The 25,311-nt window shown below is 50.7% G+C and carries 34 protein-coding genes and 1 other RNA gene; 9 read left to right on the forward strand and 26 right to left on the reverse strand.

What is annotated here, in order from left to right:
* The 6 genes from ACO0K8_RS00520 to ACO0K8_RS00545 are packed head-to-tail and all read right to left on the reverse strand — an operon-like array spanning position 1 to position 2,490.
* Positions 1–309: a hypothetical protein gene (locus ACO0K8_RS00520; RefSeq protein ID WP_422944674.1), complete on the reverse strand. Its 309-nt coding sequence runs from the start codon at positions 307–309 to the stop codon at positions 1–3.
* Positions 306–677: a hypothetical protein gene (locus ACO0K8_RS00525; RefSeq protein WP_422944675.1), complete on the reverse strand. Its 372-nt coding sequence runs from the start codon at positions 675–677 to the stop codon at positions 306–308. The genes ACO0K8_RS00520 and ACO0K8_RS00525 overlap by 4 nt, the downstream gene beginning before the upstream one ends.
* A complete protein-coding gene (locus tag ACO0K8_RS00530) occupies positions 674–931 on the reverse strand; it encodes a TraR/DksA C4-type zinc finger protein (protein WP_422944676.1) in 258 nt (85 codons plus the stop codon). Before ACO0K8_RS00530 ends, ACO0K8_RS00525 begins: the two co-directional genes overlap by 4 nt.
* Positions 924–1,475, reverse strand: a complete 552-nt coding sequence (locus ACO0K8_RS00535) for a hypothetical protein (RefSeq protein WP_422944677.1) — start codon at positions 1,473–1,475, stop codon at positions 924–926. The genes ACO0K8_RS00530 and ACO0K8_RS00535 overlap by 8 nt, the downstream gene beginning before the upstream one ends.
* Complete coding sequence (locus ACO0K8_RS00540) at positions 1,472–2,143, reverse strand: transglycosylase SLT domain-containing protein (protein WP_422944678.1); 672 nt, start codon at positions 2,141–2,143, stop codon at positions 1,472–1,474. Before ACO0K8_RS00540 ends, ACO0K8_RS00535 begins: the two co-directional genes overlap by 4 nt.
* Complete coding sequence (locus ACO0K8_RS00545; protein WP_422944679.1) at positions 2,143–2,490, reverse strand: putative holin; 348 nt, start codon at positions 2,488–2,490, stop codon at positions 2,143–2,145. Before ACO0K8_RS00545 ends, ACO0K8_RS00540 begins: the two co-directional genes overlap by 1 nt.
* A gap of 273 nt (positions 2,491–2,763) precedes the next feature.
* On the opposite strand from ACO0K8_RS00545, the gene ACO0K8_RS00550 reads away from it, so the two are divergent.
* Positions 2,764–3,114 carry a hypothetical protein gene (locus ACO0K8_RS00550; RefSeq protein WP_422944680.1) on the forward strand — a complete coding sequence of 117 codons (351 nt, stop codon included), beginning with the start codon at positions 2,764–2,766 and terminating at the stop codon, positions 3,112–3,114.
* A gap of 74 nt (positions 3,115–3,188) precedes the next feature.
* Here ACO0K8_RS00550 and ACO0K8_RS00555 read toward each other — a convergent pair whose 3' ends face one another.
* The 13 genes from ACO0K8_RS00555 to ACO0K8_RS00615 all read right to left on the reverse strand — a co-directional run bounded on the left by ACO0K8_RS00555 (position 3,189) and on the right by ACO0K8_RS00615 (position 10,059).
* Positions 3,189–3,647, reverse strand: a complete 459-nt coding sequence (locus ACO0K8_RS00555) for a hypothetical protein (RefSeq protein WP_422944681.1) — start codon at positions 3,645–3,647, stop codon at positions 3,189–3,191.
* On the reverse strand, positions 3,644–4,075 hold the full coding sequence (locus ACO0K8_RS00560) for a gp16 family protein (RefSeq protein WP_422944682.1): 432 nt from the start codon (positions 4,073–4,075) through the stop codon (positions 3,644–3,646). Before ACO0K8_RS00560 ends, ACO0K8_RS00555 begins: the two co-directional genes overlap by 4 nt.
* Entirely contained in the window at positions 4,072–4,491 is a 420-nt protein-coding gene (locus ACO0K8_RS00565; protein WP_422944683.1) for a hypothetical protein, read from the reverse strand. The genes ACO0K8_RS00560 and ACO0K8_RS00565 overlap by 4 nt, the downstream gene beginning before the upstream one ends.
* Positions 4,492–4,496: 5 nt before the next feature.
* Positions 4,497–4,563: hammerhead ribozyme type II (locus ACO0K8_RS00570), an RNA gene on the reverse strand.
* Positions 4,564–4,568: 5 nt separating this feature from the next.
* The gene (locus ACO0K8_RS00575) at positions 4,569–4,865 is read right to left on the reverse strand and encodes an HU family DNA-binding protein (RefSeq protein ID WP_422944684.1); all 297 of its coding nucleotides are present in this window, start codon (positions 4,863–4,865) and stop codon (positions 4,569–4,571) included.
* A gap of 162 nt (positions 4,866–5,027) precedes the next feature.
* Complete coding sequence (locus ACO0K8_RS00580) at positions 5,028–5,549, reverse strand: host-nuclease inhibitor Gam family protein (protein WP_422944685.1); 522 nt, start codon at positions 5,547–5,549, stop codon at positions 5,028–5,030.
* A 121-nt stretch (positions 5,550–5,670) separates the two neighbouring features.
* Positions 5,671–5,928, reverse strand: coding sequence for a hypothetical protein (locus tag ACO0K8_RS00585; protein WP_422944686.1), 258 nt, complete (start codon positions 5,926–5,928; stop codon positions 5,671–5,673).
* A 1-nt stretch (position 5,929) separates the two neighbouring features.
* On the reverse strand, positions 5,930–6,169 hold the full coding sequence (locus ACO0K8_RS00590; RefSeq protein WP_422944687.1) for a hypothetical protein: 240 nt from the start codon (positions 6,167–6,169) through the stop codon (positions 5,930–5,932).
* A complete protein-coding gene (locus ACO0K8_RS00595) occupies positions 6,166–6,468 on the reverse strand; it encodes a hypothetical protein (RefSeq protein ID WP_422944688.1) in 303 nt (100 codons plus the stop codon). The genes ACO0K8_RS00590 and ACO0K8_RS00595 overlap by 4 nt, the downstream gene beginning before the upstream one ends.
* Complete coding sequence (locus ACO0K8_RS00600; RefSeq protein WP_422944689.1) at positions 6,465–6,824, reverse strand: hypothetical protein; 360 nt, start codon at positions 6,822–6,824, stop codon at positions 6,465–6,467. The genes ACO0K8_RS00595 and ACO0K8_RS00600 overlap by 4 nt, the downstream gene beginning before the upstream one ends.
* Positions 6,817–7,179: a hypothetical protein gene (locus tag ACO0K8_RS00605; protein ID WP_422944690.1), complete on the reverse strand. Its 363-nt coding sequence runs from the start codon at positions 7,177–7,179 to the stop codon at positions 6,817–6,819. Before ACO0K8_RS00605 ends, ACO0K8_RS00600 begins: the two co-directional genes overlap by 8 nt.
* Positions 7,176–7,910 (reverse strand): AAA family ATPase, encoded by a 735-nt coding sequence (locus ACO0K8_RS00610; protein WP_422944691.1) that lies wholly within the window; start codon positions 7,908–7,910, stop codon positions 7,176–7,178. Before ACO0K8_RS00610 ends, ACO0K8_RS00605 begins: the two co-directional genes overlap by 4 nt.
* A gap of 67 nt (positions 7,911–7,977) precedes the next feature.
* Entirely contained in the window at positions 7,978–10,059 is a 2,082-nt protein-coding gene (locus ACO0K8_RS00615; protein WP_422944692.1) for a Mu transposase C-terminal domain-containing protein, read from the reverse strand.
* Positions 10,060–10,154: 95 nt separating this feature from the next.
* Between ACO0K8_RS00615 and ACO0K8_RS00620 the strand changes: the two genes are divergently transcribed.
* Positions 10,155–10,421 (forward strand): hypothetical protein, encoded by a 267-nt coding sequence (locus ACO0K8_RS00620; protein ID WP_422944693.1) that lies wholly within the window; start codon positions 10,155–10,157, stop codon positions 10,419–10,421.
* 78 nt (positions 10,422–10,499) lie between these two features.
* Here ACO0K8_RS00620 and ACO0K8_RS00625 read toward each other — a convergent pair whose 3' ends face one another.
* The gene (locus ACO0K8_RS00625) at positions 10,500–10,982 is read right to left on the reverse strand and encodes a hypothetical protein (protein WP_422944694.1); all 483 of its coding nucleotides are present in this window, start codon (positions 10,980–10,982) and stop codon (positions 10,500–10,502) included.
* A gap of 73 nt (positions 10,983–11,055) precedes the next feature.
* On the reverse strand, positions 11,056–11,391 hold the full coding sequence (locus tag ACO0K8_RS00630; RefSeq protein WP_422944695.1) for a helix-turn-helix domain-containing protein: 336 nt from the start codon (positions 11,389–11,391) through the stop codon (positions 11,056–11,058).
* 203 nt (positions 11,392–11,594) lie between these two features.
* On the opposite strand from ACO0K8_RS00630, the gene ACO0K8_RS00635 reads away from it, so the two are divergent.
* The 4 genes from ACO0K8_RS00635 to ACO0K8_RS00650 all read left to right on the forward strand — a co-directional run bounded on the left by ACO0K8_RS00635 (position 11,595) and on the right by ACO0K8_RS00650 (position 14,230).
* Positions 11,595–12,038, forward strand: a complete 444-nt coding sequence (locus ACO0K8_RS00635) for a hypothetical protein (RefSeq protein ID WP_422944696.1) — start codon at positions 11,595–11,597, stop codon at positions 12,036–12,038.
* A 142-nt stretch (positions 12,039–12,180) separates the two neighbouring features.
* Positions 12,181–12,573 (forward strand): hypothetical protein, encoded by a 393-nt coding sequence (locus tag ACO0K8_RS00640; RefSeq protein ID WP_422944697.1) that lies wholly within the window; start codon positions 12,181–12,183, stop codon positions 12,571–12,573.
* 339 nt (positions 12,574–12,912) lie between these two features.
* The gene (locus ACO0K8_RS00645; protein WP_422944698.1) at positions 12,913–13,650 is read left to right on the forward strand and encodes a hypothetical protein; all 738 of its coding nucleotides are present in this window, start codon (positions 12,913–12,915) and stop codon (positions 13,648–13,650) included.
* Positions 13,651–13,738: 88 nt separating this feature from the next.
* Complete coding sequence (locus ACO0K8_RS00650) at positions 13,739–14,230, forward strand: hypothetical protein (RefSeq protein WP_422944699.1); 492 nt, start codon at positions 13,739–13,741, stop codon at positions 14,228–14,230.
* A gap of 179 nt (positions 14,231–14,409) precedes the next feature.
* On the opposite strand, the gene ACO0K8_RS00655 is transcribed toward ACO0K8_RS00650, so the two are convergent.
* From ACO0K8_RS00655 to hpnD, 3 genes are all read right to left on the reverse strand, one after another.
* Positions 14,410–14,574 (reverse strand): hypothetical protein, encoded by a 165-nt coding sequence (locus tag ACO0K8_RS00655; RefSeq protein ID WP_422944700.1) that lies wholly within the window; start codon positions 14,572–14,574, stop codon positions 14,410–14,412.
* A gap of 694 nt (positions 14,575–15,268) precedes the next feature.
* On the reverse strand, positions 15,269–16,633 hold the full coding sequence (gene hpnE, locus ACO0K8_RS00660) for a hydroxysqualene dehydroxylase HpnE (RefSeq protein WP_422944701.1): 1,365 nt from the start codon (positions 16,631–16,633) through the stop codon (positions 15,269–15,271).
* Positions 16,626–17,459: a presqualene diphosphate synthase HpnD gene (hpnD, locus tag ACO0K8_RS00665; RefSeq protein ID WP_422944702.1), complete on the reverse strand. Its 834-nt coding sequence runs from the start codon at positions 17,457–17,459 to the stop codon at positions 16,626–16,628. Before hpnD ends, hpnE begins: the two co-directional genes overlap by 8 nt.
* A 321-nt stretch (positions 17,460–17,780) precedes the next feature.
* Here hpnD and ACO0K8_RS00670 point away from each other — a divergent pair, with 321 nt between their 5' ends.
* Positions 17,781–18,701, forward strand: coding sequence for a hypothetical protein (locus tag ACO0K8_RS00670; protein WP_422944703.1), 921 nt, complete (start codon positions 17,781–17,783; stop codon positions 18,699–18,701).
* An 81-nt stretch (positions 18,702–18,782) separates the two neighbouring features.
* Here the strand turns inward: ACO0K8_RS00670 and ACO0K8_RS00675 are convergent, their stop codons facing one another.
* Both ACO0K8_RS00675 and hpnC read right to left on the reverse strand, forming a co-directional pair.
* Complete coding sequence (locus ACO0K8_RS00675; protein WP_422944704.1) at positions 18,783–19,487, reverse strand: M24 family metallopeptidase; 705 nt, start codon at positions 19,485–19,487, stop codon at positions 18,783–18,785.
* Positions 19,488–19,892: 405 nt separating this feature from the next.
* On the reverse strand, positions 19,893–20,702 hold the full coding sequence (gene hpnC, locus ACO0K8_RS00680; protein ID WP_422944705.1) for a squalene synthase HpnC: 810 nt from the start codon (positions 20,700–20,702) through the stop codon (positions 19,893–19,895).
* Positions 20,703–20,943: 241 nt separating this feature from the next.
* Here hpnC and ACO0K8_RS00685 point away from each other — a divergent pair, with 241 nt between their 5' ends.
* Positions 20,944–22,149, forward strand: a complete 1,206-nt coding sequence (locus ACO0K8_RS00685; protein WP_422944706.1) for an efflux RND transporter periplasmic adaptor subunit — start codon at positions 20,944–20,946, stop codon at positions 22,147–22,149.
* Positions 22,146–25,238, forward strand: a complete 3,093-nt coding sequence (locus ACO0K8_RS00690; protein WP_422944707.1) for an efflux RND transporter permease subunit — start codon at positions 22,146–22,148, stop codon at positions 25,236–25,238. Before ACO0K8_RS00685 ends, ACO0K8_RS00690 begins: the two co-directional genes overlap by 4 nt.
* Positions 25,239–25,311 lie beyond the last annotated feature (73 nt).

The raw sequence follows: 25,311 nt of genomic DNA on the forward strand, positions 1-25,311 counted from the left end.
TCAGCCCCAGGTCTTGACAGGCCGGGCAATGCCAGGCTCACAGGCAACGGTGTACTCGGCAATATCGATGCCGGTACGGCTCAATTGCGAGAACCAGCGGCCGCTGGCCTCTTTATGGATGTCGATCAGCTCACGCGTCTCGAGATAATTGGTCTCGCGGCGGATCTCCAGCGCTGTCACATCGGGGTAAATCCCGCTGATGGTCGAGAGCAAGACCTCTTCATAGCAGCCCACCGGTTGCGCGTTGTACAGCGTCAGCAGTAAATACCAGCGCATCGCCTCGCGCCTTACCTTGGTGTGATCAATCATTTATTGCCTCTCAGTTGAATAATTTCTAGTTTCTGCCACAGGCCGTCTAGCTTGGATTCGATAATCGTCTGGTTGCGGATATAGTCTTCACGCCGCACATACTGCATAGGCAGCTCGGCGCGCCAGGTCAGGAAGTCACGCTCCAAGGCCTGCATCTGTATCAGCGCCTTACCTTCTTCCAACAGGTGGCGGTTTAAGGCGTCATGAATGGTCTTGTTTGCCGCTAGCGCCGCGTTCTCTTGCGCCACAAAGCGCACCGCCAGCGTCTTCTCAAACTGGGCAAACAGCATCTTGCCACCGGCGCCAACCGCGCCAAAGAAGGCGACCAGCAGCAAGATGAGATGCCATAGTTCTAGTTGGACTGTCATGCGATACCCCTGTTGCAGTGCTTGCCGCTGTAGTTCACCGCACGCTCCAGCTCACCCTGGCAGCTGACGCAGGTCTGCACGCCCGGCAGCGCTACGCGGCGTGCCTCTGGCAGTTCTTCGTCGCAGACTACGCACTCGCTGGCCGAGTCCAGCACGGTCTTGCCAGCCAGGCCGGACTGGCGTAGCTGCCGGTTTATTGCGTCTTGCCTGGCATTGGCCTCATGCTCTGAGGCGCGATCAAAAATATCAGTCATGCGGGTTTTCTTCTGGTGAGGTGATAGGGAAGTGCCAGTCGATCAAGGTGTCTAACCTGGCGCGGCAGACGTTGTATTGGGCTTTGGCTTCGTTGATCCATTGGGCGACGTCGGTATCGGTGGCAATGGCGGCATCCGCTTCAACAGGCTTGCTGGCGGGCGTGGGCAGGGTTGCAGCTGGACTTCCTGCGGCCTGATCGTTGAGCAGGCGCACAGTAGCGTTGTTAAGGCAAGCGCGGCCAGTAGTCGACATTTTGATTGCATGTTGCTTCTCCAGTTTGGACGTGATTAAGTCTTTTTCGGTTTGGTCCAGGGCGATTTGCAAGCTGTCTGCTCGCTCATTGGCCGTCACGATGCGCTTGAGGGCGGCAGTAGCCGTCTGCGCTACCTGTTCTTTATGCTCCGCTTTGAGCGTGGCATTGTCGCCCTTGGCAATCGCTAGTTCGCCAGCGTTAAACCAGCCGGTGACAAAGCAGCCAAGCAATATGCCAAGCGCCAGCGTCACCAGCTGCGACCAATAGGTTTTAATGAACAGGTCGATCATGTTGGCACCACGACTCTGCCCCAGGCCGCATAGCGCGGCTGGATGCGGTTAAGGATGCGGTCTGGGTAAGCGAGGTTTTCAGCGCAATGGCTCACATGGCGGCTGGCGCGGCCACAGGCGGCATCGATGGCGATCCGGTTAAATCCGGCATTGGCGATGGTCGCTTCTTTTTGCCAATGACCTAGCCCGCCGTTATAGCTGCGCAGCATCGCCCAGGCACGGTCAAACTCTGTATTGCCTTTGACACGCTGATATAGCCAGCGGTCATAACCCACCAGTGAGCGCATGGCCCAGACCGGATTGTTTGGCTGGCATTCAATGGCTGACAGTTTGTTTAAGGCACACCACCACTGAGCAGTGGCTGGCATAAACTGCGCCATGCCTGTGGCACCGACCCGCGAAACAGCCTGCGGGTTCCAGCCAGATTCTTGTTGCACCTGCGCGGCGAATAGCGGCACTGGTGCATCTAAGCCCCAGTCCGCGTGTGCAATACGCGTTAAAGCGGTACGGTGTTGTAACGATGCGCGGGGTGTCTCTTGCGCGTGGACAGGGCTGGCGCAAGTGGCGAGCACCACGGCACTACCGATCTGGACAGCCCAAAATGCCATCACGCCTAAGGCAATCTTGACGACGAGTGTGCTTGAGTGCGATTTTGGGTGACCCTGCATTACGCCCCCAGCCCAACCGCGATCATGCTGGCCGCCACGATGATGGCGCGGCGGATCTGTGCGGTGGCAAACAGCACATTGCTCTGCACCGCGACTTCCAGATCAAAGTCCAGGCTACCACCGTCAACACTAGTGTCGTGCGGTGTCTCAGCAAACAGAAAGCTATCCGGGCGTGCATACGGAAACAGCGAACGATCCAGCCAATAGCCGACCACGCCCGCCATGGCGATCAGGTTAATTTTGTACAGGCTGACGGGAATCTGGTTCGGTGCCAGGGCAAAGATTAAGGCTGACAGTGCCAAGGCAAAGATCAGCCAGCCTGCCATGCGAAATTTGAGCAGTTTCATTGTGCGACCCCACATTAAAGTATTTGGAAAGACTGATCGATGTCAGCAAATGCCAATGTACGGGACGCGCGGGCGCGACTACAGACTGACGCATGTCAGCAGTTGTTGAATATTTGGGAGGGGAAACGTCAAAGTAGCAAGGGTAAGCTTGCGACATTAACATGTACTGATGGAAAAGCTTTTTATGAAACGTTATAGTACAGAAGTTAGGTTAATTGATGAACTTAATCCGCAATCACCATTGCGACCTTAGCTTTCTTAAATGGAGACACCATGAAGTTATACATTTTTTTTCTCACTGTCATAATTTGCACAAATACAAACGCGGCGGATATAAAAAAGAAGCGGATCGATTGCTTAAACTTGTCTCAAGTAGAGCTTAGAAACATGGAGGATAAATCCGATTGCATTCCAATAAAAAAGTCAGAGGATTACCCTGCGCAACCTGCGCGACCTCAACCAAGAATCGGAATGTCGAGCAAAGCAGTATTAAATACAGGTTGGGGAGAGCCAAGAAAAATTAATACGACAATCACGGCGAGCGGCAGCAAAGAACAATGGGTCTATGGCGATAACAGTTATTTGTATTTCACCAACGGAAAACTGACAGCAATACAATATTAAATCACATAAAAAAACCGCTAGGCATCACTGCCTAGCGGTTTTTATTTGTATACCGCTGTCAAATCAGTTAGCGCTCAAATCAAGCTCATCTGGCGCGGGTCGACTTCTTTGGTTTCCGTGCCGGTGGTTTTGAGGATGCGCCACACCTGGCGTTCATGCAGATGCAGGCGGCGCGTGATGCGCAGCACGCTGGCCCGTGCCGACAAACCTTCGCGCAGGGTCAGTTGGTCAAACTCGGCCAATATCCCCGCGTTGCGAAACAGCCTGATAGCACGATGGCAGTTGGGCACCGTGAACGGGTCGTTGCCGAAAAATTTTAGCAGCGTCGCGGCAGCGTCCCGCCCGACTGTCTTGCTCATGCGTTCCAGACTGGTTTCGCTATGGTATAAATTAACGATGGTGCCGCCATGCGCATCGATCAGGCGTAAGGTCGGCATGAGGCCGATCAAGGCGATCAGCTTTTGCGCACTCTCTGGCAAATTGGCCAGTGGTGGCACATCAGGCACAGACTGATCGATGTTCAGGCAATTCATCCCAGGTTTCTCCCGTTGCGCTGGGCGTCTTTCATCAAAGCGGCGATGATCTTGGACAGGTCGTCACCATCGCAAAACGCAATGTCACTGCGCCCCAGGTTTTCTATCATCGGCTTAAGATACGCCCAAGGCCTGCCAGCCTCGGCCAGTAGCGCCTCTATCTTGCGCATGCGCGGCATGCGCTCAGCTGCCACATTCGGCAAGCTGCGCCCGGCTGTCTTGGCCTTAACCTTGAAGCCGCACTTTTTAAAATGATCCAGCAAGGCCTTACGTTCTTGCCACGTCAGATCCTTGCTAGAGGTTTTTCCGGTGACTTGCAGCAGGATGGCGCGGTAGGCGTCATCTTCCAAGGCCAATTGTTTTTTGGCGATATGGATCTGCGCCATTTCAGCAGTGCGCAACTGGGTAGCGTTTTTTAATGGTTTCATGCTTGAAAACCAATCGATACCAATTCAAGGCTTTGATTGTTTTTTTCAAAGTGGCGGCGCATGGTTTTAACGTTGCTCCAATGTGGCATGAGTATCGTTGTTTTCTTGTTTAACTCTTCCAGTTTCGCCTTCGGGCAACGTTTACCACCCCAGATCTTAATCAATTCGGCACGGTGTTTAGCTGACAGCACAAAGGATGACTTAGTGCAAAAAAATCGCTTACCTTCCTCGCTGTCTGCAATCATCCATTTGCCACAAAATTGGCCATTGACGTAGGTCATGATGGTGTACTTCAGCAATTTAACGCGCTCAACGTGCAAGTTAACTTTAAAACCATCTATCAGCATTTCAACATGCCCCCATGATCCTGATAGTTCGGTCTCGACCTGCGTCCATTGTTCTTTTGTGATTGACATATTTTCCTCGGCTGCTCATCAGTACCGGACAACCGCGTCCGGCAGACCCGAGAGTGACCTCGGGTTTCGCTTAAGGTCTAACAGCGTCCGATTGCATCTTTCAACACCTTGGCGGCGCTGAATTTCGGTACCGTCTTTGCAGCGATGTCGATCTCGGCACCAGTCGCAGGGTTGCGGCCTTTACGCGCTGCGCGCTCTTCTGCACTGAATTTGCCTATGCCGGGCAAGGCGACTTCTTCACCCTGAGCCAATGCGACGTTAATGACATCGGCCAAAGAGTCCAATACGGCTTCGACTGAATTTCTTTGCACGCCAGAGTCTTTGTAATGGATGGCGCGTGCTTGAATTGCTGCGATCAGTTCTTGCTTGTTCATGTGTTACTCCGTTAAATAAATAGGTTTTAAATAAAGTGACCAGTCTCGTGGGTCATTCGGCACATTCACAGAGGGAAAGGTTGAACCCCTGCATGGGCTGGTGCTGTTACCGGAAATATGGTGAAGATGTGCGCCACCTGCACCCGGGCGCTGAAATACCTATTAAGCTTCCTGCTCAAACGGCTCGATTACAAAATCTTCCACGCCCGTCACTACAGAAATTCCCGCTACCCCAGCTACGCCCGCCGGTTCATTGAGGATGGCTTCCTTGTTGACTTCATCCTTGGTGCGGATGAAGCGGGTCAGGCCGAGGCGTTTCAAGGTATCGATCACGGCATCGGCACCGCGCACCGAGCAGCTCGGCGGCCTTTGACGCCACATGACTGATCCAGTGATGAAGCTATAGCTCTTGACGCGGCCAGCGTTGGTCAGCGTGTCGCGGTTGGATTCGCACCATGTCTGCACACCGGACTGCATTTCTTTCAAGCGTTCTTGCTGGGGCGTGATCAGTGCCTGGTATTTATGGGTAATGGCCGCGATTTCGTCATTCATGTCGGCAGTGAAGCGGGCGACAATCCGGCTGGTTTCACCGATCTGACGGATGGTGGCGGCTGCGTCGTCCTGGGATTGGGCAACCCAGACCTGGGCTGCTGCTTTAATGCGTTGTTTTTGGGCGGTTGCCATATTGCTGTTCTCCTGGTGTTAAGTTAAACATCGGTAGGGCCGATGGGGGTACGTTGCTGCGGTGGTTTTTTCTCTTGCGGTTCTGGCGGTGGCCAGGGTTCGTTTGGTTCAAAGTGATTCATTAGTGCACCTCGTTGGAATGCTGCCGACCAACCCTGACATTCTTCTCAATAAAGCAAGCCAGGATGTCGGTGACCGCCACGGTGTCGCTACAAAGTTGCGCTGTCACCAGAGAAGACATCCAATTGATCAGATCCTCAGCAGCGCGCTTGTGAAAATTCCTCTCACGCAGCGCTTGTTCCAGCGCGGCTTCGATTTCGCTATAGCTGGGCGTTTCGCCATGGCTGAGCAGTACTTCAATGTTTTTAATGGCGTTCATCTCAATTGCCTCCCAAGTCACGCATGTCGGCACGGATAACAACACGACGAATTAGTAAGGCAACACGGGCGCGCTCTGCATCGACTTGATTCACTTGCAGCTCCTGGACATAATCGCCGAGGGCACGATACTGGCTATCAATCCACCAGATCTGCCATTGCTTCAGCATGCGCTTCGCGCTGGCAATTAAGGTATTCAGTACGACGTGCTGTGCCACGGCATTTAATTTTGCGGTTTTCATGCGGCTTCCCCCTGCGTCTCTTTGATGGCTGGCGTATCGATGACATGACCAGCAGCTGTTAAGGCTTCTTCCAAATACTGGTAGGCCATCTGTTCGCTCAGTTCGACCATGCCGTTACTCTTGATGACACTGGCGGCAAAAATGGCAGCGTCGATCAGTTCAGGCACAGCGGCAAATTTCTTTGCAAATGCCTCTCTGGGAATGCGTGCGGCGACCACGTAATCTTTCGCTCCGGTGACGGCACACACCAATGCGTAACCCTTGCCATCAGGCCTGATATGTAAGATTGATTTACTCATGCTGCCTCCTTTACTTTATCGAATGATGGTTCGGGTTGATGCGGGCAAGACTGACAACAAGTCCAGTACGCCAGGCGGGCATTGCCGCCAAACGGCTTGGGGCTTCTGGCGCGGCTGTGGCATTCATTCGGCGTGATCTCGATCTGGGTATGCGGACACACCCTGCGGTCAAAATGCTCGGCGATGCGTTTTTCTATATCCTTGACGCCGTCCAAATCGTTGTTCAGATAGCGCGATAGGTACGGCCTGGAGACATCGATAGCCAACGCCACCTTGGTGGTGCTGCCCAGGCGCGCCACCGCCTCTTGCGCCAGAGCGACTATGCGCGGGTCACGTGGATCAAGTTGCTCACTCATCGCCATCCTCACTCGGCTTGACCAAGGCAAACACGGTATCGGTGTTAGGGTCGTATAGCTCTTTGCTGATCGTGCGATATACCGGCGCTTTCGGGCCGTTATTAATCACCAGGCGGTAACGATAAGACTTGCGCCCGCCTTGCGTGCCCACTGCCGCCAATTTGGCATCGACGTGCAGCACGCCGTAACGCATCAAGCAATTGACATATTTCGCCAGATTGCTGCTGCTATTCGTTTCTGTGCCATCCGTGACGATGGAGAGCAACTCGGGGACGGTGAACACGATGCGGCGGCGCATCACCCACCAGCTGCGCTGGCGCAGGCCGCCGCTCGCGACTCTTTTATATGGCCTCATTTGCCTTGTCCCCGCTTCAAGGCTTTCATGGCGTCTTCGCACAAGGCGATCTTGCTGATGTCCGACGCCGTCAGGCTGGCCTTGCCTAACTTGCCGGCAATCGCCTCCAGGGTGCGGCCTGCATTGGCCATCAGTCGGTAGCGGCCGGATGATTGCTCAAACACCTGCTGTGCCACGCCGGTATCGACCTGCACCTCGCACAACTCGTTCAGGTAAATCACGCAGTCGGCCACCGTGGCGGCGCGTAACTGCGGGGCATCAGAGATACGGGTGGCGATGTGGGCCAGTTTTTCTTCTGAGAAGCGGTGCCGTTCCGAGGTATGGCAGACCAGTACCAGGATCACGTTGGCTTGCTCGGCAATGCGGCGCAGGTATTCGATACACTCGGCCTTATTCGCCAGGCCGTGGTGCGCCTCGTCCAAAATGATGGGCTGGCCACTACGGCTAAAATGTTCCACCATCGCCTTATACTGAGCAAACTTGCTGCCCTGTGGCACACCGGTCTGGTCGGACAGGTAGTCACGCACAAAGGTAATGCTCATGCCTGGCATGCCTTCCAGATAGATCGCGTCGCGCTCACTGCCCCAATGATCAACGGTAGTACTCTTGCCAGTGCCAGGGTTGCCCGTCAGCAGCAAAATGCAGGCTTCAGGGCTGCCGCGATTCTCGACGGCAGTGACACCTGCCATAAAGCGTTGGTGATTCGTAGTTTTGACGTAGTGACGTTTCATGTAAAATCCTTCTTTGTAGTTAGTGGTAGTGTTGTTAGTAGTGGTGGTGCCGTTGCTTAATCTCTAGTTAAGCAGCGGCATTTTCTTGCGCTGCCTCGTCTTTGCCCTCCTGTAGCCACATCATCGTGTCGTTAAAACTCATCATTTTTTCTGCCTCTTTCTTTTCCGGTAAAAAATCCAGGATATTCAGTTTTGCCTCGGCGGCCTGGTGCGGCACCACATCGATAAAATCGGCAATCGTCTGAAGGCGGGGCGTTTTGCTATCTTCAATAAAGTCACCCTCGTTTTCAATCACGGTGCCAGGGATGCGGGAGCGGATGTTTTCAGCTTTCTTATTGATGCGCGCTATCTGTGCCAGGCTGCGTTTTTCTACAGCGGCTTCAAGCGCCGTCTGGCTGGCATACGGTGTTGCTTTCACCGCCAGTGCTTCGCAGATGATCGTGCCCTGGTTGTCTTTTACCCAGACGTGTTCGCTGTTGTTCTCATCAAAGGCCACGGTGACTAATTTGCCTTCCCAGTTGGCCAGGTCGCCATGGGTGAATTTCATCTTGCCGTAAGGCTGTACCGTGGCGCGGATCACTTTGCGCTGGGTGTGCTGCCAGAACATGTCCACCAGATGCAGCTCGTCAATCATTACTGGTTGCCAGCCTGCGGCCTTCGCGGCGTCAAGCGCTTCTTGTGGGCTTTGGTGGCGGCGCTTTCCGCTCTTGGCATCACGTATCTGTTCTAGTGCGCTATGCGGCTTGTGATTAAACGCAATACGCTTCTCTTCCAGCCAGGCCAGCGCCTCGGCATAGCTATCAAACACCTTGCCTTTGCCCATGCGCTCGGCTTCGCGTTTGAGCTGGGCGCGTTCAGCCAAGTCACCTTTGTTGCTGGCCACCACCATCTTGGCCGTGATCTTTTTAACGCGCTTGAGCGTCAGGCTATCCATATCCTTGGACTGGTAGGTCGCTAGTTCACGGCTACAGCGATCCAGGTACTTATTAAAATTTTCGGCTATCCCGTTGGCCTGGCTGTTACCCACTTCTACTGGGTGGATGATGGTAAAACCGGCGCGGTCTGCCAAGCTGGTGGCGCTATTGGTTTTCAGGCGCTCACTGTTCTTGATGACCCCTGTCGAATCCGTTTGTAATAGGGCAAACACACCGCCGAAGCGCATCGCGTTTTCTATGCACGATGAAATGACTTCAAAGTTTTCTGTCAGGCCGATACCATATGGCGGCACATAGCGCGTAGCCACATCGTGTGCATGCCAGACTTCATAGGTTACATACTCGCCGCTGACCGGGTGTGGTGCCGTAAAGTGGGTATTCCAGCCATCGGCATGCACAATCTCCCATGGCGACAAACCGGCATTGCTGCGTGGGGTAGAAGCCATATGCGAGCGCATGGCAGAGCCGGTATGGCGTCCCTTCAGCTGATCCAGTGCTGAAAACTTCTCATTAAAAAAATAGGACACCGCCCGCACAGTCGGTGGCGCATCGCCCCAGGACTCTTGCCATTGCTCGGCAATCTGCTCAGCGATCCAGACCATCATTGACCCCTGCGGCCTTTGCTTAAGCGAGATAGCCAGCACATGCCAGGGCAATATCGTCATGTCTTTGGCAGGCTTCTTGGGCGCACAGCGGCCAAATTCCTTCTTTTGCGCCAGCCAGTTGTAATACGTCTTGGCCGTTAATGTCTGGCCAGCCCGTGGTTTGTCCCAGGCATTGGCCAGCGCCCACACCATAGTGCCAGCCAGCGTACCAGCGGCTTTTTCAGTATTGAGCCAGGCTACGGCGGCCTTGGCACCTTGCGGGTGGCCTTGGATAAAAGCCACAATCCGCTCCCGTGCTTGCTCTACCGTCAGCTGACGTGAACTCAGGCTATGCGCATCCACCGGCGTGACGACTGCCACTGCCGTGGTTGCTGGTGTGACGAGCGCTGGGGCGGCGTGCTGGGTCGCTTTCTGATAGATCGCCGTCATCACTTCGGCTGGTGGTGCATATTCGCGGCGCAGGCCGCCACGGCCTTTGACTTCGTTGAATGTCCAGCCGTCGCGCTCGCCTTTTGCAATCATGCTACTAACAACCGTAGGCAAGCCCGGCAAGCGCATGGCCGCCAACTCTGCCGCGCTGTAATGGGTTTTAATAATTACCTGGCTCATGCCAAGGCTCCTGATAAGGTGAGAGGTAGTCTCGTTCCAGTAAAATGGCTAGGCAGGCTCAACTGCAATACATTCACTTTCACAGGACACCCCTCATGGAAAAATTAGAAGAATTTATGCTTGTTACAAATCTTCGGTTCCAACAACTACAAGATCAGATCGACACTCAAACGATGGTCATCGCATGGTTACTAAGCAATCTGGACGAAACAGAACATTTTCATCCATCTAAGAATCGTGATTTTCTGATTGGTCAGTCAGCTGCACTGACTGGGGAAAAACATGACGAAGCTGTAGCAATCTTCGCTGCTCTCTTAGATGATTCCGATAACTACACGTTGCTTCGACATAATCTTGGCTAGCAACAACCGCCACTTGCTTACTAATTTCCACAGTAGATGTAGGGAGTGGTGGCGGTGGTGGAATAAGACATTCAGCCATTACATTTCTCCAAAAAGTTCAAGTTCTGGCTGCGCCGCCTTGAGCACGTTGCAGCGCTGATACGCCAGTTGTGACAGGGTGGTGGTAATCGCCGCCACGGTTTCTTCCACCGCGTCGCCGTGCTGATAAAAGCGTGCCAGCAAAACAATTACTCCCGCAAAATTACCTTGCACCTCAGCCAGGTCGGTTACATGCGCCTTTTTTCCCATGGGGATATCCACCACCACCTTATCGCCCTGTGCCATACACAAATATTCACTGATGAAAGTCGCGCCACAAAAGGTTTCAAACTGCCGTACCTTGTTCAGTGGCATCGATGTTTCCGCCAACCAGCGGTACAGGGTTTTTAGCTCTACGCCCATCAAATCGGCCAGCACCTTGGTCGGACGGCGTTGCTCGGCGGCATAATCTACGCACATCTCTACCGCCTCAGACAGGCTGGTGGCACGGCGCGACTTCCAGCTTCTTTTTCTTAACACCATGGTTTTCACTCCGGGAAACAACTTAGTAGAAGTTTTTAAAATAATTAATTAATATGCAGTCATCGCAACAGACTTAAGCAGCAACGGCGTTAAGTGGTTCGGAAACTGGTATGACATTCCGCGAAGTGTTTTGAGTGTTTCGCAATGAAAGGGGTAAAACGGGCGTAAAATTGCGCTTTGCGTAACGTTCAGGCCAGATGACTTCGGGAGCAATACCGATAGCGGCGGCAATGATTTTTTCCGCCCTGAGGTAAGGTTTGTCCAAAGCAGTGCCCAGTGTTTGGGCTTTGTATCCGCTTTGCATCGACAGCTTTCGCATTGACCAGCCCGCCATATGAAGTTCTGCGATGACTTGCGCCCGATGCCAATCGCCTTGTGCGGTTTTTTTTACGCCATTTAATGCATTCATTTCTTACCCCTGTTTGGTTAGTCAGTGAATGCATATTAAGTCTTAGGAAGTCTTCTGTAAAGATCTTTTTAATCAGAAGACTTAAATTTTTGTATCGCCTCGCCAAATGCATTAACAAGTCATTGATTTATATATGAATATTTTGCTTTTTTGGATTTAAAAATAACCGACGGAAACGCAACAGTTAGAAGAGAGGAAGTCTTGTGTCGAGAAAAATGTATGCCGCGTCAGAAATCGCAAAGTTGAAATTGCCAGAGTTACCTACAACGATTCCAAGCATTCACGCACGAGCGCAAAAAGAAGGGTGGCACTACGAGACCAAGATTGGCCTGGGTGGTATGCGCAAGATGTATGAGATACCCGAGCGTTATTTGCCGACGTCTGAGGCGATGCCGCGTCAGGCAGTCCCGACTACGCCGCAAGCACAGTCTGCCCCAGTAGCGGGGGCGATCATGAATGGGGCGATTGTCAATTCCAGGCAGCTAGCATCCGCCATGCGCGCCCTGGACGAATATCTGAAGGAGAATGGCCTGGTGATCGATGAGCCAGAGGTGAAGGCGGAAATTGTTGCCATCCTTTATAAGTACTTGCAAAAGGATGCCTCGGGCGAGGACTTGCAAGAGCTGCTACGGGTGGTGATGCGTTAAAGCCGATAAAATTAACGCTCTTTGAATTTCGCGCTTGATCTGAATTAACTGTAAAGCACTTTTACTTCAAATCAACCCTTAAAGTTGTTATCCAATCTGATAATATTGCATTTCGGCAAAATGTTGAAATGCATGCAGTTTGATGGGGGATGATGAAGAAGTTACGAGGCTGAAGGGCTTGCTAGCAAAGGCTCAAAAGGCGACAGGCGATGAATTTATGGCGGTCTATAAATTCGGAAAGACAGGTGCCCAAGCAACCCCAGCAGCAAACGACTCAAGTTATCCACAAGCTTTTACTACTTTGCGCAAACGCCATTTTGGCCTGGCAATTGCCTTAACCTTCCTTTTATTGAGTTCCAAATGGAACGTAAGCACCAGCGTTAAAATAGAAATCAGTGCCAAATACGAAGTAACGGTAAATCAAGCCGATTTTCCACCTCTTCCCAGTACAGCCGGGCTTATCCCACTACCAGTTCCAAATCAAGCGGAGTGCCAAGTACCCTGTCGTTTCACACTCGCAGGCCTATGTGCATGAAGAAGCGCATGGATTATGCGCAGTAGCGCTACCTGTTTTGGAAATTCAATGTGGCGCAATACGCTTGTGGCGATGGAAGACCTAAGTAAAGATTACGGATTATTAGATTTAAATGCTTCCTAGAGAATATTTCAATTTAATCTATATAATTGGTACAATAGAAATAAAATATGTTGACGGGTTTTACGTTTTTTTTAATGGTCTTGAAAACCAAGTGAGACTCTCCAAAGCTAGTCTGCTAGCGGGTTTCGAGAGTTTCTTTTTAATGGTTTATGCTTCACTCGTCCGATTCGCCCGTCACGGTGACGGACATATCTATTAACTCTCAAGGAAAGTTCTATGCGTGACCGTATTCCTACCGCTTTTATTTCCTTTGCTGCCACTGAGATGACAAGCAGCGGTCTCACTGGTTCAAAGCTCGTTGAAATTACGTCCGCTTATGCTGCTGACTTTGGGGTCGATATTCCGCATGCGCGCTATCCTTTTGAATCGCCAAATAAACGAACAGCCCTTTTAGATAACTTGCTTTGCTTCGCTCCAAAGCAGCAATATCAAATTATTCGCGAACTCTGTGATCGTCTGAATCCTGATGGATGTATCGCTTCACTTGTAACGCTTAAAGTAAAGCTGTTCTCTGAGTACAATGAATTCGCCGATCAAGATAATAGTGAAGCAATTCATAGAACTCTCATAGTCGAAACCCAACACTGGCTTTCAGATCACCCTGAAGTCAAAAAGCTATTCGATGAGGCACTTCAGAAACACGACCACGGTGTCTTTAGGCGCAATACTCTTGATGATTTACGTTTGGCACTCGAATTATTGGTTCGGCGGTTATTTAATAACCAAAAGTCGCTTGAGAATCAAATCTCTCTGCTAGGGCAATACGTTAAAGACCGAGGAGGGTCATCGCAATTGGCGAATATGTTTGAGAGACTTGTCGACTATTACACCAAGTATCAAAATACCTATGTCAAACACGACGATGCAGTTATCACGGCTGAGATCGAATTTGTATTTGAACTTACTTGCTCTTTTATGAAACACTTTCTTCGTTTAAAAAGTGTCCAGAGTTAACAGGACGATGGACAGGGAATCGCAAATGATGACTTCACATACTTTTAAATTTACGAAGGCGATCCCTTCATCTTTGCGTTAGGACACAATGAAAATCTGGATTTCTGCTATTGCAGCGGTTACTGTTCAGCCGCTGCTGCTTCTCTTGCGAATTTTGCCCGACTATCTCTCGTCTCCCCAGTCGCATTACGGTATTGGTTTCGTGCTGTTCGCGGTGGTGGCTGTCAGTGCGACGCTAGTACTGATACTTGGTGTTCCTGCATTTCTAGCGCTACGAAAACTTCGTCGCGATAGTTGGCGTTCACTTGCCATAGTCGGTTTTGTGCTTGGTGCCTTATCCGCTGCGTCCTCTTGGCCTAGTCGTCTTGATGGCTACTCGGCCGGGCAGAACTGGCATGGCAAGTACGTCGAAACTTATGTCAATGGTGCTCCGACTGCGTACGCGTGGTTCACCTATGCAGAGGGGGTGGCGATCTTTGCGCTTCATGGCTTGGTTGGTGCATTAGTTTTTTATGGCGTTTGGCGGTGGCGCCAGTACCCTAAGCAGTCATTCCAGTCGCGCAGCTCCGACGGCGGCTAAATTCCAAGGTCTAAGTTCCAACTCAAGCCCCTCATTACCGCTACGCCCTTTTGCTAGATTCTGGCCTGCGCTGCTAAGCCATACTCCTGCCAGTATCAGCAAATTCATGGTGATTCGCGCATGCCAGATGGGCGCTCTTAAAAATACTCCCTGGATTTTCTTAATTGCATCAAGCTAGGCTAAGAGTGGGTATCGCCAGTCCAGACGGTATCGACACGGCCACTTTGCGCTGCTTGCGCTACTAGGGCGCGCGGACTTTTGTTTGAACTGGGGGCTTTAGTTGTGTAGAACAAATCTAAAGCGACCTCTGCCAACGCGCATACCCCATGTGCTTCTTCAAGCATGCTGGCCTGCGAGCCGCATGGGATATGCGCGCTGGCAGCATGTTTGTTTTAGGTTTCACTGGCTGACGCGGCTAAAACGGCGGGTTTTTAAGCCAGGTAGGGTGGGCACGTTTTTGTGCCCAAGTAGAGATGAATCGACATCGATGCATGGAGGTTTTGGTTTGCTGGGCTTAACGTGTTGTTGCTTGAGCCTTAAGCGTGGGCACGATGATGCGGTCCAACCTACGCGCTGGACTCGAGGTTAAATCCCCTGCGCCACCTTTCAGCGCCGCTACTTCTTTATGCTAGTTTCTGACCTGTGCTGCTTAGTCATACTCCTGCCAGTATCAGCAAATTCATGGTGATTTGCGCATATTAGATAAGCGCTCTTAAAAATACTCCCTGGATTTTCTTAATTGCGTCAAGCTAGGCTAAGAGTGGGTATCGCCAGTCCAGAAAGTAACGACACGGCGCACTTTGCGCTGGTCGCGCTACTAAGGCGCGCAGATTTTTATTTGAGCGGGAGGCTGGAACATGTGTCGATCAAATCCAAAAGCTAGCCCTGCCAGCGCGCATATCCCATGCGCTTCTTCAAGCACATAGGCCTGCAGCCCGCATGGGATATGCGCGCTGGCAGCATGCTAGGTTTGTTTTTTTGGATTAGGTTCCAGCGGTTGACGCGGATACGGGCGGCGGGTTTTTAAGCCTGCCGTTTTTACTTCTGCAATTGCTGATGCAATTGGCTAGCGGCTTGCTTGCCGCCGCGTACTGCGGCTTCTAAGGTGGCGGGATAGTCGCCGGCAGTGTAGTCGCCCGCGATGAACAGTGTGCTGATACTGGTTTTATTCTCTGGCCGGACGAGTCCCGGGGTGCAGGAGTAAGTGGCGCGCTTTTCGGAGATGACTTTATGCCAGAGCGGGGTCGCCAAATCGGCGCGTTGAAAATTGGTTGCCAGTTGCTTGGCAATGGCGGTGGCCAGCTCATCGTGGCTGTGTTCTATCGCGGCGCCCGAGGCACTGACTACTACCGCAAGTAAGCCTTGCTGGCTTGCATGTAACTGGCCGCGGTCGAATACAAACTGGCCCCAGTGCTGTCGTTCTGGCGCGTCTTCCAACGCATAAAAGGCGCGTGGCAATTGCAGGCTGGTCTGGTATTGCAGATAGCAGGTGGTAATCGGTTCGTAGCTGAAATTGGTGCTGATGCTGGGTGCTGGTAACTCTTTACTGTTGACAGTCGCCAGCAAGCGTTTTGCATGTTCGGCATCGGTGGCGACGATGATGCCATCCCAGGGGTGTGCAAATGCAGGATCGCTCTGGCTGCCCTCACATTGCCAGCGCTGATCGGCAGCTAGCGTCAAACTCTTGACGGCATTGCCTAGCAAGACTTTACCGCCGTTTTGCTGTATCTGTCTGGCCGCCGCCTCGGGTAATAAGCTAGATAAATCCAGGCGTGGAATCAGCATGTCGGAAGCGGCGCGTTTGGCGCCCAGGCTATCGCGCAAGACATTTAAAAATACTTGCGCTGAGGCCCGTTCTGGCGGAGTATTTAAGGCCGCAATGCACAGTGGCACCCACATCAGGCGGCAGAGTTTTTCGGTTTGATCGAAACGCTGCAAGAGTTCGCTGACGCTGCAATCCTGATGGAGCTGCCAGTCCATCCAGCGCGCCGTAGTGGAGAATCTGGCCAGTGATAATTTATCTGCGCGGCTAAGGCCCTTGGCCTTGAGTAAGGCGATCAGCAAATGCAGTGGGGCCGGTAGTTTGGGCGCGATAAATTCCATGCCGCTCGCGGTATCCGGGTAGCACATTTGCAGAGGCAAAGTCAGTAAGGCGCTGGCGCTGTCTATGCCCAGGGCTTTCATCAGCGCAAGAGTCTCGCTGTAGGCACCAAGTAAGATGTGCTGGCCGTTATCGAGTGCGTAATCGTGCAACTCTACGCGCCTGGCGCGCCCACCCAGAGTACGTGCCGCTTCTATCAGGGTGACATTATGTCCGAGTTCGGTGAGGCGAGTGGCGGCGCTGCAACCAGCCCAACCGGCACCGATCACGGCAATCTTTTTTCCTTGCGTATTTTTAGCCACGAACGTAAGTCTTCCAGGCCAGCCATAGTTTGCGCAGGGGCGTGAGTGAAATGCGTTGATTCAATACATGAAAACCATCGTGCTCAATTTCCACCAGCAGGGCGCGGTAGATCGCTGCCATGATCAGGCCGGTACGCTGGGCTCTGCGGTCTTCTGGTGGCAAGGCGAGTAGGGCGTCGTCGTACAGAGTTTGCGCGCGCGCATACTGAAACTGCATCAGTGCTTCAAATTCTTTGCTGTGGCGGTTGTTGAGGATGTCATTGGCCGGAACATTAAATTGTTGCAGCTCATTGACCGGCAGATAGATGCGACCTTTACGTGCATCTTCGCCGACATCGCGAATGATATTGGTCATCTGCAATGCCAGGCCTAGCTTCTCGGCAAATTCTTTGGTGCGCGCATTTTTTATGCCGAAAATACTCGCAGAAAGTATCCCGACCACGCCCGCCACGTGCCAGCAATATTTTTGCAGGGCGATGAAGTCGAGGTATCGGTTTTGATTCAGATCCATTTCCATACCGTCGATGATCGCCAGCAGATGCGCGCCATCGAGCGCGTAGGCGCTCATGTGCGGCAACAGTGCTTTGGTTACCGGATGAGTGGGCTGATCCGCCAGCATGGCTTTAATTTCTTTGCGCCACCAGTTGAGCTTGGTACGGGCAATCGCATCATCAATGCTGTCATCAACCACATCATCGACCTCTCTGCAGAAGGCATACAGGGCGGTGATGGCACGCCGCCTTTCTACAGGTAGGAATAAGAAACTGTAATAGAAGCTGGAGCCGCTCTGGGCGGCTTTTTGTTGGCAATATTCGTCTGGTGACATGCTGGCTGAAATGGCTAGGGCGGTTGGCTACCCAAACTCGGTAGCGATAATTCAGTATGTTAACCGAAGTAGCTCCAGCGCAGTGCGTCTGCGAGCAAAGTAGAACACATCTTCACTAGATGTTTGCACTAGGGTGAGGCGAGGAGCTTGCTGTACAATACTGAGAGCTCAGTATTTGATGTGACTATTTAAGCTTGGCGGCACTTGCGCGTTGATGAATTTTCCGCATGCCGTTGGCGGCTATTAGTTTTTAAGGCGATCTCTCACTTTCGGTTTGTGTAGTGACAGTTGCCACAGTCTATTTTAAAGGCAGAATTTATCTTGGTTACAGTAAAAAATCTCACAAAAAATAAGGCCCTGCTGATCGGCATGGGCGCAGTCTTGAGTCTGGCCGCTTGCGGTGGTTTTGTGTACACCACGGTAGGTGGTAATGTGACCGGACTCACAAAAGGCAGCTTATTAATACTGCAAAATGAAGGAAATTATACTGTTAACATGGTGGATAGTGGTCCGTTTAACTTTAAAGCGGCTAGTAATGCGGCCTATGTCATCAGCGTGAGAACCCAGCCAAATACCGATAATTGCACAGTGTTAAATGGTAAAGGGCAAATGACAGGTGATACACCCGTGACGAATATTGAAGTTAAATGCGTGCCGAATGTACCTATTTCCGGCAGCATCACAGGTTTGGTAGCAGATACCCGTTTGACGTTGGCCACTAAGAATGCACCGGTGATTGATGCAACGATTTTGCCTGTTAATCAAGGCGTTTACACAAAAAGCGACGGGATCACCTTGCCATACTTCATGGTGAGCGGATATAAATACGCAGTTTCTGTGTTGTATCAGCCCGCAGCGCAAGTCTGTAGCGTACAAGGTGGGGAAGGTACTGCCGACAACGCTAATATCGCTGGCATGCCTAAATTTGCTGTCAGCTGTGTTCCAGCTGTGACTGTTGGCGGCACCGTGACTGGCTTAAAAGCGGGATTATTTTTGACTTTGACCAATACGGCTAATCTGAATGGTGTTGCAGCCACTTACACTATGAGCACTTTTGCCGCCACTACTGCTGCTACGGCCTATGTGTTTAACGATAGCGTGCTTGATAATACTAGCTTTGATGTGAAGGTGACTACGCAACCAGTCGGTCAAACTTGTACGGTTACTAATGGCAGCGGAGTTGCTAAGCTCCCAAATTCGACAACAAATATCGCCTCAACTATTGCTGTGAATTGTATTTAAATTAGATTTTGATAGGAAAAAGAGGCTAAGCACATAGCGCTTAGCCTCTTTTTCCGTCTCGCATCGCAACTCACGTTTGCGTTAGAGCACCTCCAGCATCCCGGCCTGATTGAAAAAAAACACATCTTCATGTTTAAAGCCCCAGTTTCCCCCTTTTAGTCGCACGAAAGGTTCAAAACTGAAGAAGGGAATATCCCCCAGTTTTACCTGATTATTCGCCTCGATAAATTGACGGTCTTCTTTGCGCAGCGCAATGCTGTGTCCGACATTGCTTCTATAATCTAAATTGACGAAGCCACTTTCCCGAATGCAAACATTGCTCCATTCAAAGAGTTGCCCAAAACTGGTATCTGGATGCACTTGCTTTAGCATCTTGTGATGCAGTTGTTCTAGGAAACGCATGCCATTCATGAATTCAATATTTTCAGGTCGTACGGCAACTCTGCCATGCTCAACTGGAAACGAGCGTGCGCAATCGCCCCAGTATTGTTCATGCGTAGGACTAAGGTCGATGGTGATCAAATTGGATAAACCAACTTTTTCGTCACTGGGTTGATACGCTTTGCCCGATACCGACAGGCAACTACGCGAACCAAGTAGAACTAACGCAGGGCAGTGGTAATACCAGGTGTCCGGATAGCCCAACTCTCTGAGCATCTCATGCGCCTTGGTCGCTATGCTTTGTTCGCTGTCACGCGCAGTAATGACCTCTGGTAATCTGTCGAGTACAGATTTGGCCGCATTCTGGGCTTTGCGATGTTCGGCAATTTGCTGGGCTGTCGGCATAGTGTAAAAAATAGGGTAGAGGTAAACGCTGAGTTGGTATGACTATTTACTACTGCCGGTGACCGCGCCTACCCCAGCCTTGGTGACATCAATGGCCGTTCCTACTACTGCTCCGCCTAGTTTAACTGTTGTCGATACTGCTACATCGGCAATCGCTATGACCGTGCAGGCGTTTAGAGATAAGCTGCATATTAGTAGTGCAATATGGAATATACAAGTGCGCACGTAAATTACCCTTGATTTGCAAAAGTTGATGAGGAGCTAGTGTAAGTCGGGAGAGTTGTTTAAAGCAATGTGATTTTTTACAGTTTGTAAATGATATAAATCCACTTCTAAACCTGTCTTAATCTCAGGTCTTAGTGTTGGAGTTAGATTTGTCGCAGTGTTAGTTTTTTGATGACGTAATTACATTCTGATCGCACGCAACATGAGTAAAATCCAGTCGATCTTCCCCAATCTGGGGCGCTGTTTGAATATGTCGCCATCGATCTGATCGAGTCGTTCTAGTATTCGTAATCCACCTTGCACAACCAGGCGTAATTCCCAACCTATTCGACCCGGTAAGCGCTGGCAAAGCGGACTCCCTTGGATAAGCAAGCTGCGCGCTCTGTTTGTTTGAAAACGCATCAGCGCTATCCAGCTCGCATCGATTTTCGCTGCAGCGATTTGTTGTTCGCTTATGCCAAAACGTTGCAGATCTTCTTGCGGCACATACACACGCTGCTTTTCCCAGTCGATAGCAATGTCTTGCCAAAAATTAATGAGTTGTAATGCCGAGCAGATGGCATCCGAATCGCGCAAGTTTTCTGTGCTGCATGCACCATACAGGCCGAGCATGATGCGACCGACTGGATTGGCAGATCGATTGCAATAATCCAGTAATTCGTCGAAATTTTGATAGCGGGTCTTAACGACATCTTGCTTGAATGCTGAAATCAGGTCTCGAAATGGTGCTAGCGGTAAATGATGTTGCTCAATGATGTTACTTAAGTTTTTAAATAACTGAAGTTCGCTATCCTCACTGCATTCTATTTTGCTCAATTCACTTTCATATTGCTCAAGCGCGAATAAACGTTGTGTCGACGCGGCATCGCCTTCATCGGCAAGATCGTCGGCGCTTCTGGCGAAGGCGTATATACCCGCGACTGCTGGTCGTAAATGTGCGGGCATTAAAAGCGATGCTACTGGGAAATTTTCGTAATGATCTACGGACATGATTGGAATAAATAAATTAATGACTCAAAAGTCATTGAGGAAAAAAGAACACGCCCTTATAATTACTAACCTCTGAGTCAGTAATTTGATCTTGGTAAAAATTTAGTCGGCTGCTGGAAGTACACTTCATCCCATCAATAAGTAATCTCGGTTCTGTCACGATGTTTATTTGGTCACTGATTATCATTGATTAAGTGCTGTATAACATACGCTAAAGCCGGAATAGTAAAGGAAAACTCTCGTGCTCACATCACTAAAAGCCTTGCCACGCAAGCTAATACAAGAGCAAGACTATCGTCAGAGCTGCTTGCGCTACTCTTCCGCATTAAGTATGGCCGGCTTGTTAATGTTGACTGCCTGTTCTAAACAAATCGAGAAGGCCGAGGACATTCGCCCGGTTCGGGCGATTAAGGTAGCAGCGGACAATGCCGAGATAGCTGCAGAGTTCTCGGGCGAGGTACGTCCTCGCATTGAGTCAAAACTTGGTTTTCGTGTTGGTGGGAAAATTATTGCGCGCAAAGTTGACCTGGGTAGTGAAGTGAAACGTGGTCAGGTGCTGATGCAGTTAGACCCTCAGGATCTCGGTTTGGCACAAGCGCAAGCGAAAGCCGGCTTGAGTGCGGCAGAAAGTAGCCGTGATTTGGCAAAAACTGAAATGAAGCGCTATCAGGATTTAAGAGAGAAAAATTTTGTTGGTGCCGCCGTGCTAGATGGTAAAGAAGGTGCATACAAAGCGGCCCAAGCTAATTATGAGCAAGCATTGGCGGCGTTTAAGAATCAATCTAACCAGGCTGGTTATGCCACATTAGTGGCTGACGTTGATGGCGTTGTGACTGCAGTAGACGCCGAGACGGGTCAGGTAGTGGCGGCGGGCGTGCCAGTATTGCGCATCGCGCAGGCCGGAGAGATGGATGTCGTCATCGGAATTCCGGAAGATAAGGTGAACACTATCCGGCAAATCAAAGATATCAGGGTTCGTCTCTGGGCCAATCCGAATGAGTTAATTGCAGCAAAAATGCGTGAACTCTCACCAATCGCAGACCCGGTGACGCGTACTTATACCGCCAAATTGGCTTTGCCGGCAAGTGCTAAGGATGTCAAATTAGGCATGACAGCAGCGGTTACATTTGCCACTAAGAATCCCAGTGCCATGATTAAATTACCAATGACGGCTTTGTTTCAAGATAAAAACACGACCTCGGTTTGGATCGTGGAGAGTGGCGCCGTGAAGTTGGTGCCGGTTCAGTTGGCTGATGCTTCGGGGGCGGATATTTTACTGTCATCTGGGGTCGCGATAGGACAGACCGTGGTCACAGCTGGCGTGAATTTGCTCAAGCCTGGGCAAAAAGTAAGTGTGCTTGGGGTCGATTCTGTGCAAAGTACGACAACACCTAGCCCATCGAAAAAGCTTGCCATTGATGGCGCGAATGCTGGAGTGGCTAAATGAGTGACTCTTCCCGTGGGTTTAATTTGTCGCGTTGGGCGCTCGAACATATCCCGCTAACGCGTTACTTAATCGTCGCTTTGTTGCTGGGTGGGATTTTTAGTTATGCTCGGCTTGGGCAGGACGAAGATCCTCCGTTTACTTTTCGAGCAATGGTGGTGCGGGCGGTTTGGCCGGGTGCGACGGCTTTGCAAATGGCTGAGCAAGTCACTGACAAACTAGAAAAAAAACTTCAAGAAGTACCTAACGTAGACAAAATTCGCAGCTATTCAAAACCTGGTGAAACCCTGATTATTCTACAGGTGCGTGAATCTACTTCTCCAAAAGATACGACGCAATCCTGGTACCAGACCCGTAAGAAAATTGGCGATATTCGGCCTACTTTGCCGCCTGGCGTGCAGGGACCATTCTTCAACGATGAGTTCGGTGATACCTATGGTTCTATATTTGCCTTGTCTGGCGATGGTTTTACTTATGAGCAAGTGAAAGAGTATGCGGATTTCGTGCGTCAGGAATTTTTGCGTATTCCTTCGGTCTCTAAGGTCGAGTTGTTTGGTGTGCAGGATGAAAAAATCAATATAGAATTTTCGCAAAAAAAGTTCTCGCAATTAGGCGTTCCTTTTGATGCCATCGTCGGTCAAATCAATTCTCAGAATACGGTCGAGGCCACCGGTGTACTGACCACTGCGACCGATAACTTGCAAGTGCGCGTATCAGGCGCTCTGATGGGTGTGAAAGATCTAGAAAACTTGCAATTACGTGCTAACGGGACGACTTTCCGCTTGGGCGATTTTGCGACGATAAAGCGCGAATATAAAAACCCTCCGCAAGACAAGATGCGTTTCAATGGGAAAGAGGTAATCGGCCTGGGTATTTCTATGGATAAAGGCGGCAATATCATCGACCTTGGCAAGAATTTACAAGTTTCCATGAGTGCTTTAAAGGCCAAATTGCCAGTTGGAATACAGATAGAGCGGGTCTCAGATCAGCCAAAAATGGTGGCATCTTCAGTCGGCGAGTTTGTCAATACATTGATAGAGGCGGTAGTGATTGTGCTTGCGGTCAGTTTTCTGGCCTTGGGTTTGCATACCAAACCATTTCGCCTGGATATGCGTCCGGGTTTGGTGGTCGGTTTAACCATCCCTTTGGTGTTGGCGGTCACTTTTTTGTGCATGCGCTTCTTGGATATTGATTTACATAAAATTTCTCTGGGTGCTTTGATTATCGCCTTGGGTTTGCTGGTGGATGATGCCATCATCGCGGTTGAAATGATGGTGCGTAAGATGGAGGAGGGTTTTTCACGTTTTGATGCTGCGACTTTCGCCTATACCTCAACTGCCATGCCTATGCTGACGGGTACCCTGATTACCGCTGCTGGCTTTTTGCCGATCGGACTTGCGAAGTCTTCTGCTGGCGAATACACCTTTTCTATGTTCTCGGTAAATACTCTGGCGCTGATTATCTCGTGGTTGGTCGCCGTTTTGTTTACTCCGTATCTTGGTTACTTGTTGTTGAAAGTAAAACCCTCTGCTATGGCTGATGGTCATCACGAATTGTTTGATACCCCTTTTTACAATAGTTTTCGCTCTATCGTAAATTGGTGTGTTGAATGGCGTAAGACGACTATTGCGATCACTTTGATGATCTTTGGTTTGGGCGTGTTTGGATTTAAATTCATCGAACAACAATTTTTCCCTGATTCGAGTCGTCCCGAATTAATGGTGGAGCTTTGGCTGCCCGAAGGTTCCGCCTTCGCAGCCAGCGAGGCTCAGGCTAAAAAGTTTGAGGCCTTCATACAAAAACAAGACGGTGTAGAGAGTATCACCAGTTACGTCGGCACCGGCAGCCCTAGGTTCTATTTGCCGCTAGATCAGATTTTCCCGCAAACCAATGTTTCACAAATCGTTGTATTGCCTAAGGATTTGAAGGCGCGTGAGGCTTTGCGTTTGAAAATTACGCAGGCGTTCAAGACTGATTTTCCCGAGGTTCGTGGTCGTGTTAAGTTGCTGCCAAACGGGCCGCCGGTTCCTTACCCGGTTCAATTTCGGGTGACCGGATTGGAAGTAAGTAAGGTGCGTGAAATTGCGGATAGAGTGAAAGAAGTGATGCGCGCCAATCCGAATGCGATCGGTGTCAACGATAACTGGAATGAGTCCGTCAAGGTGATTCGTATCGACATGGATCAGGATAAGTTACGTGCACTGGGTGTGACCTCGCAAAGTGTGATGCGTGCCGCAAATACTATTTTGACCGGGACAACGGTAGGCCAATTTAGGGATGGGAATAAACTTATCGATATTGTTGTGCGTCAACCCGTGGAAGAGCGTTCTACTGTCACGGCCTTAGGTGGGGCGAATATTCCCACTGCGAGCGGCAAGTCGGTGCCGTTGTCGCAATTGGCTCGCATTAAGTTGGTCTGGGAGCCAGGCGTGGTGTGGCGCGAGGGACGGGAATGGGCTGTTACAGTTCAGTCGGACGTCGTTGATGGGATACAAGGCCCAACTGTTTCATCGCAAATTTCTCCAAAACTCGATGCAATACGAGCCAGCCTGTTGCCAGGTTATAAAATTGATCTGGCCGGCGCTGCAGCCGACAGCGGAAAAGCGCAGGGCGCCATTGCAGCGATTTTCCCCCTGGTTATTTTTATTATCTTTACTTTGCTGATGTTGCAACTGCATAGTTTTTCGCGCTCGCTGTTGGTATTTTTAACCGGACCATTAGGGATTGCAGGAGCTGCTGCCGCTTTGCTGATTTTCCAAAGACCCTTTGGCTTCGTCTCTCTTTTAGGTGTGATTGCTTTGTTTGGCATGATTATCCGCAATTCGATTATTTTGATTGATCAGATTGAGCAGGACATTCAAGCCGGTGCTGCGCCTTGGGATGCAATTGTCGAGTCTGCCGTAAGGCGTTGCCGGCCGATTATCCTTACCGCTGCGGCAGCAGTGTTGGCTATGATACCCTTGTCGCGCTCTGTTTTTTGGGGGCCAATGGCGGTGGCTATTATGGGCGGCTTGATCATTGCTACTGCCTTGACTCTGCTGTTTTTGCCCGCTTTGTACGCGGCTTGGTTTCGGGTAAAGCGAGCTGTTTAAGTTAAGTAAATTAGCCTATTCCATTGAGGAATAGGCTTGCTTAGCTTGCTATATTAAAATCTAAGCTTAAAGC

The organism is Undibacterium sp. Ren11W (genome assembly GCF_049340485.1).
Classification (GTDB): domain Bacteria; phylum Pseudomonadota; class Gammaproteobacteria; order Burkholderiales; family Burkholderiaceae_D; genus Undibacterium.